This window comes from Pseudomonas entomophila (genome assembly GCF_029478665.1).
GTDB classification, from domain to species: domain Bacteria; phylum Pseudomonadota; class Gammaproteobacteria; order Pseudomonadales; family Pseudomonadaceae; genus Aquipseudomonas; species Aquipseudomonas entomophila_F.
This window is the reverse complement of record NZ_JARPQB010000009.1, coordinates 76913-98316: the sequence shown is the minus strand read 5'-3', so window position 1 is coordinate 98316 and position 21404 is coordinate 76913. Positions and strand designations below refer to the sequence as shown.

The window sequence follows — 21404 nt, the reverse complement described above, 5'->3', positions numbered from 1 at the left end:
TTGCCGGCGAACAGGGCCTTATTGCGCGTTCAATGCCTGCCCGTTCACGTCCTTGCTGTCCGGCCCCATCAGGTACAGGTACACCGGCATGATCTCTTCGGGCAGCGGGTTGTTCTGCGGGTTCTCGCTTGGATAGGCCTGGGCCCGCATCGCTGTGCGCGTGGCGCCTGGGTTGATGCTGTTGGCGCGTACTGGCGCGACACCTTCGAGCTCGTCGGCTAGCGTCTGCATCAGCCCTTCGGTGGCGAACTTCGAAACGCCATAGGCGCCCCAGTAGGCCCGCCCTTTGCGCCCGACGCTGCTGGAGGTGAACACCACCGAGGCGTCCTCCGACAGCTTGAGCAGCGGCAGCAGGGTGCTGGTGAGCATGAAGGTGGCGTTGACGTTGATGTGCATCACCCGCATGAAGTTGTCGCCCGACAGCTGCTCCAGCGGCGTGCGCGGGCCGATGATCGACGCGTTGTTGAGCAGGCCGTCAAGGCGCCCGAACTGCTCCTCGATCATCACCGCCAGTTCGTCGTACTGGTGGGGCAGGGCGGTTTCCAGGTTGAACGGGATCACCACCGGCTGCGGGTGGCCAGCGGCTTCGATCTGGTCGTACACCTCGTTGAGGTTGGCTTCGGTCTTGCCCAGCAGCAGCACGGTAGCGCCCAGTGCTGCATAGGCTTTGGCTGCGGCTGCGCCGATGCCGCGGCCGGCGCCGGTGACGAGGATGATCCGGCCCTTGAGCAGGTCGGGGCGGGCGGTGTAGTCGAACATGTGATTTGTCCTTGAAATCAGTGGGCGACGCCCCCCTGTGGGAGCGGGCTTGTCCCGCGATTGCGTCCGCCCCGGCAGCGATGTTGTCGCGGTCAGCCTCATCGCGGGGCAAGCCCGCTCCTACAGGATCTACGTCAGGCCAAGGGTATCAGCAGCCGCACAGCGCGCTGTCGATCACCTTGCGCAGTTCCAGCGGGTGGTCCACCACCACGTCGGCGCCCCAGTTGTTGGGGTTGTCCTCTGGATGAATATAGCCATAGCGCACGGCCGCGGTGCGGGTGCCGGCGTCGCGGCCGGACTCGATGTCGCGCAGGTCGTCACCGACGAACAGCACGCTGGCCGGGTCGAGGTCGAGGGTCTTGCAGGCCAGGATCAACGGCTCGGGGTCGGGCTTGCTGTTCTTCACGTGGTCCGGGCAGATCAGCAGTGCCGAGCGCTCGGCCAGGCCCAGGCGCTGCATGATCGGCTCGGCGAAGCGCACCGGCTTGTTGGTGACCACGCCCCACAGCAGGTTGCCCTTCTCGATGTCGGCCAGTAGTTCCGGCATGCCGTCGAACAGCTTGCTGTGCACCGCGCAATCACGCTGGTAGCGCTCGAGGAACTCCAGGCGCAACGTTTCGAAGCCTTCGGCGTCCGGGTCCATGGCGAAGGTCGCGGCCACCATGGCCCGGGCGCCGCCGGAAATCACCTCGCGGATGCGCGCATCGTCGATGGTCGGCAGGCCGCGGTCGGTGAGCATTGCCTGGCAGATGGCGATGAAGTCCGGCGCCGTGTCCAGCAGGGTGCCGTCCATGTCGAAGAGTACTGCTCGCAGGCGCATGCTCATTCCTCGCGCAGGGTCTGGATCATGTAGTTGACGTCGACGTCGTTGCTCAGCTTGTAGTGCTTGGTCAGCGGGTTGTAGGTGAGGCCGATGATGTCCTTCACTTCAAGCCCGGCGACGCGGCTCCAGGCGCCCAGCTCGGAAGGACGGATGAATTTCTTGAAGTCATGGGTGCCGCGCGGCAGCATCTTGAGGATGTACTCGGCGCCGATGATGGCCAGCAGGTAGGCCTTCGGGTTGCGGTTGATGGTCGAGAAGAACACCTGGCCGCCCGGCTTGACCATGCGGTAGCAGGCGCGAATCACCGAGGATGGGTCGGGCACGTGTTCGAGCATCTCCAGGCAGGTGACCACGTCGAACTGTTCGGGCATCTCCTCGGCCAGGGCCTCGGCGGTGATCTGCCGGTACTCGACGTTCACGCCGGATTCCAGCTGGTGCAGTTGGGCCACCGCCAGCGGCGCCTCGCCCATGTCGATGCCGGTGACGGTGGCGCCGCGCTGGGCCATCGCCTCGCTGAGGATGCCGCCGCCGCAACCGACGTCCAGGACCTTCTTGCCGGCCAGGCTCACGCGCTCGTCGATCCAGTTGACCCGCAGCGGGTTGATGTCGTGCAGTGGCTTGAACTCGCTTTCGCGGTCCCACCAGCGATGGGCCAGGGCCTCGAACTTGGCGATTTCGGCGTGGTCGACGTTGCTCATGTGAACAGTCCTCTGAATCTTCGATGAAAGTGCTACGGGGCGGCAGCCGTGGCTGCCGGCCGGTTATTCGTTGCGCCCGCCGATGCGGGCTCCCCAGGCGCGGGCGGTGCTGGCCAGCGCGGCTTCGTCCATCTGTGTCAGGCGACGATCCTGAACCAGGGCGTGGCCGGCGACCCAGACGTCTTTCACGCAATCGCGGCCGGTGGCGTAGATCAGTTGCGAGACTGGATCGTGCACCGGTTGCTGCTGCAGGCCGGAGAGGTCGAAGGCGACCAGGTCGGCGGCCTTGCCCGCTTCCAGCGAGCCGGTAATGGCTTCCAGCCCCAGGGCCCGGGCGCCATTGAGCGTGGCCATGCGCAGGGCGCGATGGGCGTCCAGGGCCGTGGCCGAGCCCGCAACCGCCTTGGCCAGCAGGGCGGCGGTGCGGGTCTCGCCTAGCAGGTCAAGGTCGTTGTTGCTGGCCGCGCCATCGGTGCCGACCGCCACATTCACGCCAGCCTGCCACAGGCGCTCCACCGGGCAGAAACCGCTGGCCAGCTTGAGGTTGGATTCGGGGCAGTGGACCACGCTGGTATTGCTTTCTACCAGCAGCGCCAGATCTTCGTCGCTGACCTGGGTCATGTGCACCGCCTGCAGGTTGGGGCCGAGCAGGCCCAGGCGGGCGAGGCGGGCCAGCGGGCGCTCGCCGTTATCCTTGAGTGCCTGCTCGACTTCGCCGGCGGTCTCGTGGATATGCATGTGCACTGGTGCGTCGAGCTGGTCGGCGATGATGCGGATCTTCTCCAGGTTCGCGTCGCTGACGGTGTAGGGGGCGTGCGGGCCAAGGGCGACGGTGATGCGCGGGTGGTGGCGCAGGTCGCCGAACAGCTCGATGGCCAGGTGCAGGCCCTCTTCCGGTGAGCGTGCTCCGGGGATGGGGAAGTCCAGCAGGGGCACGGCGATCTGCGCGCGGATGCCGCTGCGGTGCACGCGGTCGCAGGCTTCGCGGGGGAAGAAGTACATGTCGGCGAAACAGGTGATGCCGCCCTTGAGCTGTTCGGCAATGGCAAGGTCCGTGCCGTCGCGCACGAAGGCTTCATCGACCCAGCGCCCTTCAGCCGGCCAGATGTGCTCCTCGAGCCAGGTCATCAGCGGCAGGTCGTCCGCCAGTCCGCGGAACAGCGACATGGCGGCGTGGCCGTGGGCGTTGACCAGGCCGGGGGTGAGCAGGCAATCAGGGAGCTCGCGCACCTGGTCCGCCAATGGTGCGCGTTCGCGCGGGCCGAGCCAGGCGATCTGGCCGTCGCGGATGCCTAGCGCATGATTTTCCAGCACCACGCCAGCCGGCTCCACGGGCACCAGCCAGCGTGGTGCCAGCAACAGGTCTACAGGGGGCGTGGAGGAGGGCATGCGCGGTATGTACCAGGGTTGGTTTGCTTAAACGCGCAGTATACCCGAGCGGCCATGGCTGAGGGTCGCTATAATCGCCGCCTTTTGATGCCAGGGCGACGGGGAGAGGCGATGCGCGAGCAACTGATGGCGGCGGAGACGGTGACGGGCATCGAATGGCACGATGGCGCGCTGCACCTGCTCGACCAGCGCCTGTTGCCGCTGGAGCAGTGCTGGCTGACCTGCACTGATGTGGCTCAGGTGGCCGAGGCGATCAGCGACATGGTGGTGCGCGGCGCCCCGGCAATCGGCATCAGTGCCGCCTACGGGCTGGTGCTGGCGCTGCGTCAGCGCCTGGCCGAAGGCGAGGGGTGGGAGGAGTCCCTGGAAGAAGACTTCCTGATGCTGGGCGAGGCGCGCCCTACGCCGGCCAACCTGTTCTGGGCGCTCAACCGTATGCGTGAGCGCTTGCAGCGCCTGCGTCCGGGCGAGGATGTGCTGGCGGTCATGGAAGCCGAGGCGATCGCCATCCATGAAAGTGACCGTGAAGCCAACCTGACCATGGCCCAGTTCGGTGTCGAGCAGATCCGCAAGCACCAAGGCAGCGAGCAGGCCCTGCTCACCCACGGCAACGCCGGGGCCCTGGCCACCGGTGGCTTCGGCACTGCTTTGGGGGTGATTCGCGCCGCCACGCTGGAGGGCATGGTCGAGCAGGTTTATGCCTGCGAGTCCCGTCCATGGCTGCAAGGGTCGCGCCTGACCGCGTGGGAGCTGGCCGCCGACGGCGTGCCGGTGACCGTGGTTGCCGACGCGGCGGCAGGGCATCTGATGAAGACCAAGGGCATCAGCTGGGTGGTGGTCGGCGCCGACTGCATTGCTGCCAATGGTGACGTGGCGGCGAAGATCGGCACTTACCAGTTGGCGGTGGCGGCCATGCACCACGGGCTGCGCTTCATGGTGGTGGCGCCCAGCAGCAGCATCGACCTGAACCTGGCCGCGGGCGAGGATATCCCGCTGGAGACGCGCGGCGTGGAAGAGTTGCTGGAGGTGGCGGGCATCCAGGTGACCGCCGACGTCGAAGCGTACAACCCGGTGGTCGATGTCACGCCGGCCGACCTGATCGACGTGATCGTCACCGAAAAGGGGGTGGTCGAGCGCCCGGATGTGGCGAAAATCGCCCAGTTGATGTGTCGCAAACGCCTCCATTGAGGTGTTTTTCAATTCATTCGGATGGTGCTGCACGGCAACCTGCCATATCTCCCATGCGTCCAGCGTTTGTGATACCATCCGGCAGTTTCCAAGGCCGCTCTTTGCAGCGGCCTTCATTGCGCAGATCCATGGCACAACTCATTGATTTGTCGTATGTCGTCGCTTCTCTTCACGCAGCGGCGGCGAGCTTCGTTCGTCCTACGAGGGACCAGGCGAAGTTTCACCAGAAAAAGGAATCAGGCTTCTCATGGGCGAACTGGCCAAAGAAATCCTCCCGGTCAATATCGAAGACGAACTGAGACAGTCTTACCTCGACTACGCGATGAGCGTGATTGTCGGGCGAGCGCTGCCCGATGCGCGTGACGGCTTGAAGCCCGTGCATCGTCGCGTTCTCTATGCGATGAGCGAGCTGGGCAACGACTGGAACAAGCCGTACAAGAAATCCGCCCGTGTGGTCGGTGACGTGATCGGTAAGTACCACCCGCACGGCGACACCGCCGTGTACGACACCATCGTGCGCATGGCGCAGCCGTTCTCGCTGCGCTACCTGCTGGTCGATGGCCAGGGCAACTTCGGTTCGGTGGACGGCGACAACGCTGCGGCCATGCGATACACCGAAGTGCGCATGGCCAAGCTGGCCCACGAGCTGCTGGCCGACCTGCATAAAGAGACCGTCGACTGGGTGCCCAACTACGACGGCACCGAGCAGATCCCGGCGGTCATGCCGACCAAGATCCCCAACCTGCTGGTCAACGGCTCCAGCGGTATCGCCGTGGGCATGGCCACCAACATCCCGCCGCACAACCTGGGTGAAGTGATCGATGGTTGCCTGGCGCTGATCGATAACTCCGACATCACGGTCGATGAGCTGATGCAGTTCATCCCGGGGCCGGACTTCCCGACAGCAGGCCTGATCAATGGTCGCCAGGGCATCATCGAGGCCTATCGCACCGGCCGTGGCCGCATTTATATGCGCGCCCGCTCGGAAATCGAAGACATCGACAAGGTCGGTGGCCGCCAGCAGATCGTCGTCACCGAACTCCCTTACCAGCTGAACAAGGCGCGTCTGATCGAGAAGATCGCCGAGCTGGTCAAAGAGAAGAAGATCGAAGGCATCACCGAGCTGCGCGACGAGTCCGACAAGGACGGCATGCGCATCGTCATCGAGCTGCGTCGCGGCGAGGTGCCGGAGGTGGTGCTCAACAACCTCTACCAGCAGACGCAACTGCAGAGCGTGTTCGGCATCAACATCGTCGCCCTGATCGACGGTCGTCCGCGCCTGCTGAACCTGAAAGACCTGCTCGAGGCATTCGTCCGTCACCGCCGTGAGGTCGTGACACGTCGTACCGTGTTCGAGCTGCGCAAGGCCCGTGAACGTGGCCACATTCTTGAAGGTCAGGCGGTCGCGCTGTCCAACATCGATCCGGTCATCGCCCTGATCAAGGCTTCGCCTACGCCTTCCGAAGCCAAGGAAGCCCTGATCAGCACGGCCTGGGAGTCCAGCGCCGTGCAGGTGATGGTCGAGCGCGCTGGCGCCGACTCCTGCCGCCCGGAAGACCTGCCGGAGCAGTATGGTCTGCGTGAAGGCAAGTACTACCTGTCGCCGGAACAGGCCCAGGCCATCCTCGACCTGCGTCTGCACCGCCTGACCGGCCTGGAGCACGAGAAGCTGCTGGCCGAGTACCAGGAAATCCTGGAGCAGATCGGTGAGCTGATCCGCATCCTCAGCAGCGCCGAGCGCCTGATGGAAGTGATCCGCGAAGAGCTCGAAGCGATCCGGGCCGAGTACGGCGATGCCCGTCGCACCGAAATCCTCGATGCCCGTCACGACCTCAACTACGGCGACATGATCCCCGAAGAAGAGCGCGTGGTAACCATCTCCCACGGCGGCTACGCCAAGACGCAACCGTTGTCCGCCTACCAGGCCCAGCGCCGTGGCGGCAAGGGCAAGTCGGCGACCGGCGTGAAGGATGAGGACTATATCGAGCATCTGCTGGTCGCCAACAGCCATGCGACGCTCCTGCTGTTCTCCAGCAAGGGCAAGGTGTACTGGCTCAAAACGTATGATATTCCCGAGGCCTCCCGCGCCGCCCGTGGTCGTCCGCTGGTCAACCTGCTGCCGCTGGAAGAAGGTGAGCGCATCACCGCCATGCTGCAGATCGACCTGGAAGCCCTGCAGCAGCACGCCGATCCGGAAGAAGAGCTGGAAGACGGTGACGACGGTGTGATCGAGGGTGAGCTGGTCGAGGTCGAGGAAGTCGACGAGGAAGACGGCGACACGCCTGAGTGGGCCGCCGAACCGACTGGCGCCTACATCTTCATGGCCACTGCTTCCGGTACCGTCAAGAAGACCCCGCTGGTGCAGTTCGCCCGTCCGCGCTCCAACGGCCTGATCGCCCTGAAGCTCAAGGAAGGTGACACCCTGATCGCCGCCGCTATCACCGACGGTGCCAAGGAAGTCATGATGTTCTCCGACGCCGGCAAGGTGATCCGCTTCGCCGAGAGCGTGGTGCGCGAAATGGGCCGTACTGCCCGTGGTGTGCGTGGCATGAAACTGGGCAAGGGGCAGCGCATCATCTCCATGCTGATTCCGGAGTCCGGCGCGCAGATCCTCACCGCCTCCGAGCGCGGCTTCGGCAAGCGTACGCCGCTGTCGAAGTTCCCTCGCCGTGGGCGTGGTGGCCAGGGTGTGATCGCCATGGGCACCAAGGGGCGCAACGGTCTGTTGACCGGCGCTATCCAGGTGCAGGAAGGCGAAGAGATCATGCTGATCTCCGACCAGGGCACGCTGGTGCGCACGCGGGTTGGCGAAGTGTCCAGCCTGGGCCGTAACACTCAAGGTGTGACGCTGATCAAGCTGGCCACCGACGAGACGTTGGTTGGTGTGGAGCGTGTCCAGGAGCCATCCGAGGAAGAGCTCGACGAGCTGGTCGAGACGGACGAGGAGGGCGCCCCGCTCGATGCGGTGAGCGAGGACGACGCGGGTGCCGAAGAGGCGCCTCAGGAGTAAGTGAAGCAACAACCCGAGCGGGGCGACCAAGGTCGCCCCGTTTGACTGATTGGAACAGGCAATGCCGGCCCTTTGTAGGAGCGGCCTTGTGCCGCGAAAGGGCCGCATGGCGGCCCCGGAATTTCAGTGGCACAGTATGATCTGGGGGCTGCTTCGCAGCCCTTTTGCGGCGCAAGGCCGCTCCTACAAGGCTTGGCGAGCCCGCAAGTTACGATTTGTTCTATTTGGCAGAGCGAGAGTGGATGTGAGCAAACGAGCCTTTAACTTCTGCGCAGGCCCGGCCGCGCTTCCCGATGCTGTCCTGCAGCGTGCCCAGGCCGAAATGCTGGACTGGCGCGGCAAGGGTCTGTCGGTGATGGAAATGAGCCATCGCAGCGACGACTACGTGGCCATCGCCGAAAAGGCCGAACAGGACCTGCGCGACCTGCTGTCCGTCCCCTCCAACTACAAGGTGTTGTTCCTGCAGGGTGGCGCGAGCCAGCAGTTCGCCGAGATTCCGCTGAACCTGCTGCCGGAGAACGGTATCGCCGACTACGTCGAGACCGGTATCTGGTCGAAAAAGGCCATCGAAGAAGCGCGCCGCTTCGGTAATGTCAACGTTGCCGCCAGCGCCAAGGCTTACGATTACCTGGCAATTCCGGGCCAGAACGAATGGCAGCTGAGCAAGAACGCCGCCTACCTGCACTATGCGTCCAACGAGACCATCGGCGGCCTGCAGTTCGACTGGGTGCCCGAGGCCGGTGACGTACCGCTGGTGGTCGATATGTCCTCGGACATCCTCTCGCGCCCGATCGACGTCTCTCAGTACGGCCTGATCTACGCCGGCGCACAGAAGAACATCGGCCCCAGCGGCCTGGTGGTGGTGATCGTGCGCGAAGACTTGCTGGGGCGCGCCCGCAGCAGCTGCCCGACCATGCTCGACTACAAGGTCTCGGCCGACAACGGCTCGATGTACAACACCCCGGCCACCTACTCCTGGTACCTCTCGGGCCTGGTGTTCGAGTGGCTCAAGGAGCAGGGTGGCGTCGAGGCGATGGAGCAGCGCAACCGCGCGAAGAAAGACCGCCTGTACGGCTTCATCGACGCCAGCGAGTTCTACACCAACCCGATCAGCCACAACGCCCGTTCGTGGATGAACGTGCCGTTCCGCCTGGCCGACGAGCGCCTGGACAAAGCCTTCCTGGCCGGCGCCGACGCCCGTGGGCTGCTGAACCTCAAGGGCCATCGTTCGGTCGGCGGCATGCGTGCCTCGATCTACAACGCCTTGGGCCTGGAGGCTGTCGAGGCCCTGGTTGCTTACATGGCCGAGTTCGAGAAGGAGCACGCTTGATGTCCGATCAGGAGCTCAAGGCGCTGCGCGTTCGCATCGACAGCCTCGACGAGAAGATCCTCGAGCTGATCAGCGAGCGTGCCCGTTGCGCCCAGGAAGTGGCCAAGGTCAAGACCGCCACTCTCGGCGAAGGCGAGAAGCCGGTGTTCTACCGCCCCGAGCGCGAGGCGGCGGTGCTCAAGCGCGTCATGGAGCGCAACAAGGGACCGCTGGATAACGAAGAGATGGCGCGGCTGTTCCGCGAAATCATGTCGTCGTGCCTGGCCCTGGAAGAGCCGCTCAAGATCGCCTACCTCGGCCCTGAGGGTACCTTCACGCAAGCGGCGGCCATGAAGCACTTCGGCCATGCCGTGGTCAGTCGCCCGATGGCGGCCATCGACGAGGTGTTCCGCGAGGTGGCGGCGGGTGCTGTCAACTTCGGCGTGGTGCCGGTGGAGAACTCCACCGAGGGTGCGGTCAGCCATACGCTGGACAGCTTCCTCGAGCACGACATGGTGATCTGTGGCGAGGTCGAGCTGCGTATTCACCACCACTTGCTGGTGGGTGAGAACACCAAGACCGACAGCATTACCCGCATCTACTCCCACGCCCAGTCGCTGGCCCAGTGCCGCAAATGGCTGGACGCCCACTATCCGAACGTCGAGCGTGTAGCGGTGTCCAGCAACGCCGAGGCGGCCAAGCGGGTCAAGGGCGAGTGGAACTCGGCGGCGATCGCCGGCGACATGGCGGCCAACCTGTATGGGCTGACCCGTCTGGCCGAGAAAATCGAGGACCGCCCGGACAACTCCACGCGCTTCCTCATGATCGGCAGCCAGGAAGTGCCGCCGACCGGCGACGACAAGACCTCGATCATCGTGTCCATGAGCAACAAGCCGGGTGCGCTGCATGAGCTGCTGGTGCCGTTCCATGAGAACGGCATCGACCTCACTCGCATCGAGACCCGTCCGTCGCGCAGCGGCAAGTGGACCTACGTGTTCTTCATCGACTTCGTCGGCCACCACCGCGACCCGTTGATCAAGGCGGTTCTGGAGCAGATCAGCCAGGAAGCCGTGGCGCTGAAGGTGCTGGGTTCCTATCCGAAGGCGGTGCTTTGATCCAAGGGAGGGTGGGGCCGCTGCGCGGCCCATCGCGGCTGAATGCCGCTCCTACAGGCGTGCGTTGTATCTGTAGGAACGGCCTCCCGGAACTGCCTAGATTTCTGAACAGGGTTCACGCTCGTGGTTAATGCTGTAACAAACAATTCCGCGCCCATCATCGACCGCCTGGTGGTCGTCGGGCTAGGCCTGATCGGCGGCTCGTTCGCCAAGGGCCTGCGTGAAAGCGGCCTGTGCCGCGAAGTGGTCGGTGTCGATCTCGATGCCGAGTCGCGCAAGCAGGCTGTGGTGCTGGGCGTGGTCGATCGCTGCGAGGAAGACCTCGCCGCCGCCTGTGTCGGCGCTGATGTCATCCAGTTGGCAGTGCCGATCCTGGCCATGGAAAAGCTCCTGGCTCGCCTGGCCCAGCTCGACCTGGGTGATGCGGTGATCACCGACGTGGGCAGTGCCAAGGGCAACGTGGTGCGTGCTGCTCGCGAGTCCTTCGCCGAGCGCCTGCCGCGCTTCGTGCCGGGGCATCCGATCGCCGGTTCCGAGCAAAGTGGCGTGGAGGCTTCCAATGCGGCATTGTTCCGCCGCCACAAGGTGATCCTCACGCCGTTGCCGGAAACCGACCCGCAGGCGCTGGCCCTGGTCGATCATTTGTGGCGCGCGCTGGACGCCGACGTCGAGCATATGGCGGTCGAGCGCCACGACGAAGTCCTGGCCGCGACCAGCCACCTGCCGCACCTGCTGGCATTCGGTCTTGTCGACTCGTTGGCCAAGCGCAATGAAAACCTGGAGATCTTCCGGTACGCTGCGGGGGGCTTCCGCGATTTCACGAGAATCGCCGGCAGCGACCCGATCATGTGGCACGACATCTTCCTCGCCAACCGCGAGGCGGTCCTGCGCACCCTCGATACATTTCGCAGCGACCTCGACGCCTTGCGCGACGCGGTCGATGCAGGGGACGGGCACCAACTGCTGGGTGTGTTCACCCGCGCCCGGGTTGCCCGCGAGCATTTCAGTAAAATCCTGGCCCGCCGGGCCTATGTGGACGCTATGAACGCCAACGACCTGATTTTCCTGGCCCAACCTGGTGGCCGCGTGTCCGGACGGATTCGCGTACCGGGCGACAAATCGATCTCGCATCGCTCGATCATGCTCGGCTCGCTGGCCGAAGGCACCACCGAGGTGGAAGGTTTCCTTGAAGGCGAGGATGCCCTGGCAACCTTGCAGGCTTTCCGCGACATGGGCGTGGTCATCGAGGGGCCGCACCATGGGCGCGTGACCATTCATGGTGTTGGCCTGCATGGCCTCAAGCCGCCACCCGGGCCGTTGTACGTCGGTAACTCCGGCACCTCGATGCGCCTGCTGTCCGGCCTGCTGGCGGCGCAGCCGTTCGACACCACCATGACCGGCGATGCCTCGCTGTCCAAGCGCCCGATGAATCGCGTGGCCAATCCGCTGCGTGAAATGGGCGCGGTGGTCGAGACCGGTCCTGAAGGCCGTCCGCCACTGACCATTCGTGGTGGCCACAAGCTCAAGGCGCTGAACTACACGCTTCCAATGGCCAGCGCCCAGGTCAAGTCCTGCCTGCTGCTGGCCGGCTTGTATGCCGAAGGCACCACCACCGTCACCGAGCCGGCGCCTACTCGCGACCACACCGAGCGCATGCTGCGCGGCTTCGGTTACTCGGTCCAGAGCAATGGTCCGGTTGCCTCCCTGCAGGCGGGTGGCAAGCTCAGCGCAACCCGCATCGAAGTACCAGCGGATATCTCTTCCGCCGCGTTCTTCCTGGTGGCTGCTTCCATCGCCCAAGGTTCCGAGTTGGTGCTCGAGCATGTCGGGATCAATCCGACCCGTACCGGTGTCATAGACATTCTGCGCCTGATGGGGGGCGACATCACCCTGGAAAACCAGCGTGAAGTTGGTGGCGAACCGGTGGCCGATCTGCGCGTGCGCGGAGCGAAGCTCAAGGGGATCGAGATCCCTGAGCACCTGGTGCCGCTGGCAATCGACGAGTTCCCTGTGCTGTTCGTGGCCGCCGCCTGTGCCGAAGGGCGTACCGTATTGCGTGGTGCCGAAGAGCTGCGGGTCAAGGAATCTGATCGCATCCAGGTGATGGCTGATGGCCTGATCGCCCTGGGTGTGAAATGTGAGCCGACCCCGGACGGTATCATCATCGATGGTGGTCAGATCGGTGGCGGTGAGGTGCACGGCCACGGCGATCACCGCATTGCCATGGCCTTTAGCGTCGCATCGCTGCGTGCCAGCGCGCCGATCATCATCCACGATTGCGCCAACGTCGCCACCTCCTTCCCTAACTTCCTGGCGCTGTGTGCCGAAGTCGGGATCCGTGTCGCCGAAGAGGGCAAGTCGTGAGTTCGCAGGCACCGGTCATCACCATCGATGGGCCGAGCGGCTCGGGCAAGGGCACGGTGGCCGGCCTGCTGGCCCGTGAGCTGGGCTGGCGGCTGCTCGACTCCGGCGCCCTGTATCGATTGCTGGCGTTCAACGCCAGCAATCATGGTGTCGACCTGACCAACGAAGAGCTGCTCAAGGCCCTGGCTGCTCATCTCGATGTGCAATTCATTGCCGCCGAGCCGGGCAAGCTGCAGCAGATCATTCTCGAAGGCGAGGATGTCAGCAATGTCATCCGCACCGAGACGGTTGGCGCGGGCGCCTCGATGGTTGCCTCGTTGCCGGCGGTGCGGGAGGCGCTGCTGCAGCGCCAGCGTGCCTTCCGTGAGGCGCCTGGCCTGATCGCCGATGGTCGCGACATGGGCACCGTGGTGTTCCCGGACGCACCGTTGAAAGTCTTCCTCACCGCCAGCGCGGAGGAGCGTGCTCGACGCCGCTACTTGCAGTTGAAGGGGAAGGGGGAAGATGTTAGTCTGTCGAGTCTGCTAGATGAGATCCGTGCGCGCGATGAGCGCGACACCCAGCGCGCAGTGGCCCCGCTCAAGCCAGCGGCCGATGCGATCCAGCTGGATTCCACGGAGTTGTCCATCGAGCAGGTGCTGCAACGCATCAGAAGTGAGCTGTCGCTACGCGACCTCGTCTGATGGAGAGGAGAGCAGGCAGGGGCACCAGTCAACGTCCTGCCAGCTTTTCTTTACTTAAACGAAACCCACATTGTCTGGAATGTGGCTATGGGCGCCTTTTTCGCCCGAATCTACAGGAATTAAAATGAGCGAAAGCTTTGCAGAACTCTTTGAAGAAAGCCTGAAAACCCTCAATCTTCAGCCGGGTGCGATCATCACCGGTATCGTTGTCGACATCGACGGCGACTGGGTTACCGTACACGCTGGCCTGAAGTCCGAGGGCGTCATCCCGCTCGAGCAGTTCTACAACGAAGCTGGCGAACTGACCATCAAGGTCGGTGACGAAGTTCACGTTGCGCTGGACGCGGTCGAAGATGGCTTTGGCGAAACCAAGCTGTCCCGTGAAAAAGCCAAGCGCGCCGAGTGCTGGATTGTTCTGGAAGCTGCTTTCGCTGCCGAAGAAGTGGTCAAGGGCGTTATCAACGGTAAGGTTAAGGGCGGCTTCACTGTCGACGTTAACGGCATCCGTGCGTTCCTGCCGGGCTCCCTGGTTGATGTCCGCCCAGTGCGCGACACCACCCACCTGGAAGGCAAAGAGCTGGAATTCAAGGTCATCAAGCTGGACCAGAAGCGCAACAACGTTGTCGTTTCCCGTCGCAGCGTCCTGGAAGCCGAAAACAGCGCCGAGCGCGAAGCTCTGCTGGAATCGCTGCAGGAAGGCCAGCAGGTCAAGGGTATCGTCAAGAATCTCACCGACTACGGTGCGTTCGTCGACCTGGGTGGCGTCGATGGTCTGCTGCACATCACCGACATGGCCTGGAAGCGTATCAAGCACCCGTCCGAGATCGTCAACGTTGGTGACGAGATCGACGTCAAGGTCCTGAAGTACGACCGCGAGCGCAACCGCGTTTCGCTGGGTCTGAAGCAACTGGGCGAAGACCCATGGGTTGCTATCAAAGCCCGTTACCCAGAAAGCACTCGCGTCATGGCTCGCGTCACCAACCTGACCGACTACGGCTGCTTCGCTGAGCTGGAAGAAGGCGTTGAAGGCCTGGTGCACGTTTCCGAAATGGACTGGACCAACAAGAACATCCACCCGTCGAAAGTCGTTCAGGTTGGCGACGAAGTGGAAGTCATGGTTCTGGATATCGACGAAGAGCGTCGTCGTATCTCCCTGGGCATCAAGCAGTGCAAGTCGAACCCATGGGAAGACTTCTCCGGCCAGTTCAACAAGGGTGACAAGATCACCGGTACCATCAAGTCGATCACCGACTTCGGTATCTTCATTGGTCTGGACGGTGGCATCGACGGTCTGGTTCACCTGTCGGACATCTCCTGGAACGAAGCCGGCGAAGAAGCCGTGCGTCGCTTCAAGAAGGGCGACGAGCTGGAAACCGTCATCCTGTCGGTTGATCCAGAGCGTGAGCGCATCTCCCTGGGCATCAAGCAGCTGGAAGACGATCCGTTCTCCAACTTCGTTGCTCTGAACGACAAGGGCGCGATCGTCAAAGGTATCGTCAAGGAAGTTGACGCCAAAGGCGCCATCGTTACCCTGGGCGACGACATCGAAGCTACTCTGAAAGCTTCCGAAATCAGCCGTGACCGCGTTGAAGACGCTCGTAACGTGCTGAAGGAAGGCGAAGAGATCGAAGCCAAGATCATCAGCGTCGACCGCAAGTCCCGCGTCATCAGCCTGTCCATCAAATCGAAGGACGACGCTGAAGAGCGCGAAGCCATCCAGAGCCTGAAAAATGCTCCGGAAGCGGCTGCCGATACCACCATGGCTGCGCTGCTGCGCGAAGCAATGGCCAAGCAGAACTGAGTTCTGTTGATCGGTAAAAAGGGCGACCCTCGGGTCGCCCTTTTTTTTGCTCTCGGGTGTAGTGCTCTCTTCTTTGAATGGCTTGCCTGGTAATGGGGCGCCAGGTGGCACTGTAGAGCGACTGCCTTGGCCTGTTGGTTGTGATGCGAATCCGCTGGAGGTCTCTTGTAGCTGACGGAGGGATCCCCTTGAGGTTGTAGTCCTCTTCTTGAATTTTTTTGTTAAGTCAAGAACCGCCCTGTTCAAATCTTCCGGGGCGTGCTACAAACTGATTAAGCAATGATCTAGCTGCTTGATAACGAAGGGAAAAATATGACGAAGTCGGAGCTGATCGAACGAATTGTCACCCATCAGGGGCTGCTCTCGTCAAAAGACGTGGAGTTGGCTATCAAGACTATGCTTGAGCAGATGTCACAGTGCCTGGCGACAGGTGATCGCATTGAGATCCGCGGCTTTGGCAGCTTCTCCTTGCATTACCGGGCGCCGCGAGTTGGGCGCAATCCAAAGACCGGTCAGTCTGTCAGCCTTGAAGGCAAGTACGTGCCGCACTTCAAGCCGGGTAAAGAGTTGCGTGACCGGGTTAATGAAGAAGAGCATGAGCCGCTCTGAGCGATGAAGGATCAATCTGATGCGTAACCTCAAGCGCGCCTTGGTGGCATTGTTCGTGTTGCTGCTGGCGGCAGCGGTGCTGTTTTTTGTCTTGGAAAATCAGCAGACGGTTTCGCTGGTCATGTTTGGATGGTCGACTCCGGCAATTCCGGTTGCGCTGTTGGTGCTGGCGGCGTTGCTCATCGGCTTGACGGTAGGCCCCTTGCTGGGTGCTTATGGCCTGATGCGCGGCAGGCGCAAGACCCGTACCAATGCTCGGCGTGTCGAACTTCCCGAGAGTTGATAAGTTCTCTTGCATTGGCTCCGGAGCTTATCCCAATCGCAGTCCGTGTTGCAGTGCGGTGATCACGCGCTTCTAGTGTTCGCGGCTGAAAGGCCTGGTGCAAGAAATATCTTGTGGTTTCCCGTCCTGGCGATGTCTTTTCGGTTGCGGGCACCTGTCATCATTGCTGTCTTCTCCTTTCTGGTTGGCGCGCCTCATCGGGCGCGTGGGTCTCGTTGCTCTCTTTGGCGCTGGTGAGGCAGGGGGTTGCGTTTTTTGCCTGCGCGGAAATCGCGCCAGGGTCAGGGTGTTGAGTGGTTTTCCCCGGGCGCGGTCGGCGTGGGACTGCACAATATGTGCTGGCGAGTAGATTTGGCAGGTATGCGGCAATAAAGGTATGAGTTGAATGTCACATCTGCGCAATATGCTTCTGGTGGGCTTTGAGCCGTTGATCGTTGGGGTGGAACTAAGCGGTCATGATGTTCTCTAATGCCGCTTGACGCCTGGGTGTGACGCTCAGGCCTGAGATCGTAGCAAGCCAGCTATGCTCAAGGTTGGTGTGGAAGTGGTTTGGATGGAGCCAGTTGAGTGTGAGCAAGCAGACTGACCCAAGGAAAAATAGAATAAATGCGCAATGAACCTGAGCGCCTGAGCGGTGATGAGATCGACCTTTACGAGATTTTTGAAAGGTTGTGGAGGCAGAAGTTACTAATTGTTGCGACGACAGTGGTTTTCGCGGGGGCAGCGTTGGCCTACGCGTTGTTAGCGACACCGATTTATGAGGCCAAGATAATCGTACAGCCGCCAACCCAGAATGACATTGCCCAGCTCAATTATGGGCGAGGCGGAAGTTCTGGCTTGAGCATGCTCTCGGTCAAGGATGTGTACGATGTTTATCTGCGCAACCTGCAGTCAGAGTCATTGCGTCGTGAGTTCTTCCAGACGGTGTTCCTGCCTGGCCTGCCAGAGGTTGAGCGCCGTGGTTCGCAGGATGATCTGTATGGCCGTTTCCAGTATTCGCTGGCTCTGGGTCTGGTTTCCAAGGACAGCCCGGGGCGCTACTACGTTAAGGCAGACTTGCCGGACCCTCGGCGTGCTGCGGATTGGGTCGTGAAGTATGTCGAATTGGCTGGGCGGCGCGGTAAGGACGAGATCGTGCAGGACATAAGGTCTGACGCCATGGTGAAGGCGAACAATCTCGAGCAGGAAATTACAGCGGCTCGCGAAAGTGCGCGCAAGCAACGTGAAGACCAGATCATCCAGTTGTCGGAGGCGTTGCGGGTTGCGCAGTCGATTGGTCTGGAGAGGCCGCCAATCATCTCGAATGGCTTGTCCGGGGAGGTGTCGGCGGGCATGGATGGTTCGCTGGTGTATATGCGCGGGACCAAGGCGCTTGAGGCTGAAATAGAAAACTTGCGCAAGCGTACTTCGGATGACCCCTTCGTACGTGATTTGCGTCAGCGTCAAGAGGCTGTGGCGTTTTATCGAAATTTGCAGATTAATGTTGGAAGTGTGCAGGTCTATCGGCAGGATGGGGCTATCGAGTCCCCGGACAGGCCCGTAAAGCCCAGGAAGTTGATTATTCTTCTCATGGGGGTGGTTGTTGGTGCTGCGCTTGGGGTGTTGCTTGCACTCCTTCGTGGTTTTGCACCGAGGGGCGGCAGCGCGCGGCGGTACTGAGTTTTCGAGTCGGGCCCTGTGCGGTGGATCGCTGTGCAGGGCTTTCGGGTGTCTCCGTTCCCTTGGTGCGGGTCACCTTACAGTATCGTGTTTTCCTGGCTCGTCCTGGCGCGTAGCGGTGGAAGATGCCGGAACATTTTTTGGCGTGCCAAGCGTTCCTCATGTCGAGTAACAATGCCGTAGCCGGTGTCGGCGTTGATGTTCTATGCGGTTTTTCAGAGGTGTGCGTGGCGCACGTGGATGTTTCGAGTACGTCCCGTCCTGATTTTTGTTTTTTAAAAGCGGGTGCGGTATGGCATCATGCTCGCCGATTTCCTTCTCCTGCTGTCGGGGCTGGTGGTCGAGAGTGACTGGTTGTGTGGCTGTTAGTTGTTGTGCAGGCTGTTTGCGGATTACCGAGGTTTTGCCTTCGGAAGCGTTGTGGGTTTTTAATTTTTTTAAGTTGTTTTTTGCAAGTATCTTTTTTTGAAGCGCGGAAGGGTGGTTTATTCATTGCCTGTGGTCTGCTTCGATAATAGTGGATGCGGTACGGGGTCAAATATGAAGCTGCTGTACGTTATCGTCTCCATGGAACTTGGCGGTGCCGAACAGCATCTGTTGCGAGTTTCGACCGCCTTGCGCAAGAGGGGCTACCAGCCTGAGGTGTTTGCGATCAGGCCGGATGGCCCATTGACTCAATCTTTTGTTGAGGGTGGTGTGCCCGTCCATGGTGTGCGCTTGCCACATTGGGTCTCTCGCTTGATTCGAAACAAGCGAATGCTCTCTGTGCTGGGCTTGCTCTGCTCTGTGCCGGCGCTGTGCTGCCTGTATTGGCGGATGCGTCCCCAGGTCACTCATTTCTTTTTGCCAGCGGCTTATCTGGTGGGGGGAATAACATCACTGTTTGCTCCGGCGATGAAAAGGGGCATGAGTCGACGTAGCTTGAATTTGTATCAATCCAAACATGGCTGGTCGCGTCGTCTCGAGCAATGGTTGCACTCAAAGATGAACTTCGTGAGTGGGAACTCTCAAGCGGTGGTGCAAGACCTTCTTGATGAGGGTGTGCGTCAAGATAAAATTCGGTTGATTTATAACGGTGTTAACTTCGATCGTTTCGATAGCGCCCGTTCTCGTCCTCAGGTGCGGGCGCTGCTGGGTATTCCGGACGAGACTCTCGTCTTCGCGATTGTTGCGAATCTGATCCCTTACAAAGGACATGCGGATTTGATAGAGGCGTTTGGCCGTGTTCGTGCTCAGCTGCCTGCGCCTTGGGTGTGTCTGTTCATTGGTCGTGATGACGGTATTGGTCGATCACTTCAAGAGCAGGCTGATGCGTTGGGTGTCGGCGGTAATATTCGCTTTCTCGGATCGCGATCGGATGTGCCGGATCTGCTCTGTGCCGCAGATATTGGTGTTCTGTGCTCCCATGAAGAAGGGTTCTCGAATGCGATCCTGGAGGCCATGGCTGCGCAATTGCCAATGGTTGTAACCAGGGTGGGGGGGAATGCCGAGGTTGTACTGGATGGCGAGACCGGCAGAGTGGTTGCTCCTCACGCGCCGGATGAACTTGCGCAGGCATTACTGGCGGTGGCGCTGGACTCTAGTCGGCGGGCAATGGGGGTGGCAGGCCGCCATCGTGTGGAAACCCTGTTTTCGATGAGCGCCTGTCTGCAGGCCTATGACGATCTGTACCGCGGCAGTGACCATCACGCCGCTTAATCTCCAATTACTAACGCGATCAATCTCATGTGTGGAATAGCTGGGCAACTGAAACTGACAGGGCAGTCGACTGAGGCGTCCCTGTTCAATGAATGCATGCGGATGGCCGACGCCATTGTTCATCGCGGGCCCGATGATCATGGGGTCTGGGTGGAGCAAGGCGCAGGGGTTGCGCTGGCACATAGGCGGCTGGCGATTGTCGACCTGTCACCTGCCGGGCATCAGCCGATGCCTTCGGCGTCCGCTCGCTACATCATGGTTTTCAACGGCGAAATCTACAACCATCTGGACCTGCGTCGGCAGTTGGAAAGTGCTGGCATGGCACCGGCATGGCGAGGTCACTCCGATACTGAAACATTGCTTGCGGCATTTGAGGCCTGGGGTATCGAGCAGGCGCTGCAGCAGAGTATCGGCATGTTCGCCATCGCTGTCTGGGACGTGATGCGCAAGACATTGGTGCTGGCCAGGGACCGGCTGGGTGAGAAGCCCTTGTACTACGGTTGGCAGGGGCAAGGAGCTGACGCTGTCTTCATGTTTGGCTCGGAGCTCAAGGCGCTGCGGGCGCACCCAGCCTTCAATGCATCAATTGATCGCCAAGCCCTGGCGTTGTACATGCGACACAACTATGTGCCTGCGCCCCACTCGATCTATGAAGGCATCAAGAAGCTTCAGCCGGGTTGCATCCTGACCCTTTCGGCCGGGCAGCGCGAGCCGGAGATCAAGGCGTACTGGTCGGCGTTGGCCAAAGTCCTCGAGGGGACTGAAAGCCGACGTCGAGTCCATGATCCGCGCGAAGCGGTGGATCAACTAGAGTCGTTGCTCAAGTCTGCAGTCGCACAGCAAATGATGGCTGATGTGCCATTGGGGGCGTTCTTGTCTGGTGGGGTCGACTCCTCGACAATTGTTGCGCTGATGCAGGCGCAGTCGAGCAGGCCGGTGAAGACCTTCACCATTGGCTTCCATGAAAAGGGTTACAACGAGGCAGAGCACGCGAAAGCAGTGGCTCGGCATCTGGGTACTGATCATACCGAGCTGTACATCACACCCGAGCAAGCAATGGCAGTGATTCCGTCGTTGCCTGGAATCTACGACGAGCCGTTTTCCGATTCTTCGCAAATCCCAACGTTCCTGGTCTCGCAATTGGCCCGTCAGCACGTGACGGTCTCCTTGTCAGGTGACGCGGGTGACGAGCTGTTCAGTGGTTACACGCGATACAACATGACAGCCAGTGCCTGGGGCAAGCTCTCGCGAATTCCCTTGCCGTTGCGTAAGGCCATGGCGGCCTCGATTCGTTCGCTTTCGCCTGGTGCCTGGGACTCCCTGCTTGGGTGGCTGCCGGGTTCCGGGGCCCGCCTTGGCGACAAGTTGCACAAAGGGGCAGGGGTGCTGCCCTCTGCTTCCGTGGGCAGCCTTTACCATGGTCTGGTGTCCCACTGGATGGATCCTGCGAAGGTGGTGATCGGTGGTGTGGAGCCACAGACGCTGCTGACGGGGCTCATGCCTGATCTACAGGGCCTCGACCCGGTAGAGCGAATGATGGTTCTGGATCTTCTCACCTATTTGCCAGATGACATCCTGACGAAAGTCGATCGTGCGTCCATGGCGGTAACGCTCGAGTCCCGGGTGCCGATGCTCGATCATCGGGTCGTGGAATTTGCCTGGCAATTGCCGCAATCGCTCAAGCAGCGTGATGGGGTAGGCAAGTGGGCCTTGAGGCAGGTGCTTTACCGGCATGTGCCGCAGTCATTGATTGATCGTCCGAAGATGGGCTTTGGTATACCTATCGACGCCTGGTTGCGCGGGCCGTTGCGTGATTGGGCTGAAGCTTTGCTGGATGAAGGCCGGTTGCGGCAGGAAGGTTACCTGCATCCTGAGTTGATTCGTCAGAAGTGGCGCGAACATCAGAGTGGGGTGCGCAATTGGGCTTACCACCTGTGGGATGTGCTCATGTTCCAGGCCTGGCTGGAGGAGAGCAGGTGAGTGGTGGGGCCTGAGGCTTCGCTGGCATTACGTCAG

The 21404-nt window shown here is 61.5% G+C and carries 16 protein-coding genes; 12 read left to right on the top strand and 4 right to left on the bottom strand.

What is annotated here, in order from left to right; all coding sequences use genetic code 11:
• Nucleotides 1-18: 18 nt before the first annotated feature.
• The 4 genes from P5705_RS06590 to P5705_RS06575 form a co-directional block, all read right to left on the bottom strand.
• Nucleotides 19-759: a YciK family oxidoreductase gene (locus P5705_RS06590; RefSeq protein ID WP_011532766.1), complete on the bottom strand. Its 741-nt coding sequence runs from the start codon at nt 757-759 to the stop codon at nt 19-21.
• A 148-nt stretch (nt 760-907) separates the two neighbouring features.
• On the bottom strand, nt 908-1579 hold the full coding sequence (gene mupP, locus P5705_RS06585) for an N-acetylmuramic acid 6-phosphate phosphatase MupP (protein WP_277460080.1): 672 nt from the start codon (nt 1577-1579) through the stop codon (nt 908-910).
• Between the two features lie 2 nt (nt 1580-1581).
• Nucleotides 1582-2280, bottom strand: coding sequence for a bifunctional 2-polyprenyl-6-hydroxyphenol methylase/3-demethylubiquinol 3-O-methyltransferase UbiG (ubiG, locus tag P5705_RS06580; RefSeq protein WP_277460079.1), 699 nt, complete (start codon nt 2278-2280; stop codon nt 1582-1584).
• A 63-nt stretch (nt 2281-2343) separates the two neighbouring features.
• Entirely contained in the window at nt 2344-3669 is a 1326-nt protein-coding gene (locus tag P5705_RS06575) for a TRZ/ATZ family hydrolase (protein WP_277460078.1), read from the bottom strand.
• Nucleotides 3670-3780: 111 nt separating this feature from the next.
• Between P5705_RS06575 and mtnA the strand changes: the two genes are divergently transcribed.
• The 12 genes from mtnA (at nt 3781) to asnB (ending at nt 21368) form a co-directional block, all read left to right on the top strand.
• Complete coding sequence (mtnA, locus tag P5705_RS06570; protein WP_277460077.1) at nt 3781-4857, top strand: S-methyl-5-thioribose-1-phosphate isomerase; 1077 nt, start codon at nt 3781-3783, stop codon at nt 4855-4857.
• 247 nt (nt 4858-5104) lie between these two features.
• Entirely contained in the window at nt 5105-7867 is a 2763-nt protein-coding gene (gyrA, locus tag P5705_RS06565) for a DNA gyrase subunit A (protein WP_277460076.1), read from the top strand.
• 244 nt (nt 7868-8111) lie between these two features.
• The gene (gene serC, locus P5705_RS06560; protein ID WP_277460075.1) at nt 8112-9197 is read left to right on the top strand and encodes a 3-phosphoserine/phosphohydroxythreonine transaminase; all 1086 of its coding nucleotides are present in this window, start codon (nt 8112-8114) and stop codon (nt 9195-9197) included.
• On the top strand, nt 9197-10291 hold the full coding sequence (gene pheA, locus P5705_RS06555) for a prephenate dehydratase (protein ID WP_277460074.1): 1095 nt from the start codon (nt 9197-9199) through the stop codon (nt 10289-10291). Before serC ends, pheA begins: the two co-directional genes overlap by 1 nt.
• Before the next feature lie 156 nt (nt 10292-10447).
• On the top strand, nt 10448-12655 hold the full coding sequence (locus P5705_RS06550) for a bifunctional prephenate dehydrogenase/3-phosphoshikimate 1-carboxyvinyltransferase (protein ID WP_277460082.1): 2208 nt from the start codon (nt 10448-10450) through the stop codon (nt 12653-12655).
• A complete protein-coding gene (gene cmk, locus P5705_RS06545) occupies nt 12652-13338 on the top strand; it encodes a (d)CMP kinase (protein WP_213660048.1) in 687 nt (228 codons plus the stop codon). Before P5705_RS06550 ends, cmk begins: the two co-directional genes overlap by 4 nt.
• Nucleotides 13339-13462: 124 nt before the next feature.
• Nucleotides 13463-15139, top strand: a complete 1677-nt coding sequence (gene rpsA / locus P5705_RS06540) for a 30S ribosomal protein S1 (RefSeq protein WP_277460073.1) — start codon at nt 13463-13465, stop codon at nt 15137-15139.
• Nucleotides 15140-15451: 312 nt separating this feature from the next.
• Complete coding sequence (gene ihfB / locus P5705_RS06535) at nt 15452-15748, top strand: integration host factor subunit beta (RefSeq protein WP_277460072.1); 297 nt, start codon at nt 15452-15454, stop codon at nt 15746-15748.
• A 19-nt stretch (nt 15749-15767) separates the two neighbouring features.
• On the top strand, nt 15768-16031 hold the full coding sequence (locus P5705_RS06530; protein ID WP_277460071.1) for a lipopolysaccharide assembly protein LapA domain-containing protein: 264 nt from the start codon (nt 15768-15770) through the stop codon (nt 16029-16031).
• 606 nt (nt 16032-16637) lie between these two features.
• On the top strand, nt 16638-17690 hold the full coding sequence (locus tag P5705_RS06525; RefSeq protein WP_277460070.1) for an LPS O-antigen chain length determinant protein WzzB: 1053 nt from the start codon (nt 16638-16640) through the stop codon (nt 17688-17690).
• 540 nt (nt 17691-18230) lie between these two features.
• Nucleotides 18231-19388: a glycosyltransferase gene (locus tag P5705_RS06520; protein ID WP_277460069.1), complete on the top strand. Its 1158-nt coding sequence runs from the start codon at nt 18231-18233 to the stop codon at nt 19386-19388.
• Nucleotides 19389-19415: 27 nt separating this feature from the next.
• The gene (gene asnB, locus P5705_RS06515; protein WP_277460068.1) at nt 19416-21368 is read left to right on the top strand and encodes an asparagine synthase (glutamine-hydrolyzing); all 1953 of its coding nucleotides are present in this window, start codon (nt 19416-19418) and stop codon (nt 21366-21368) included.
• Nucleotides 21369-21404: the final 36 nt, after the last annotated feature.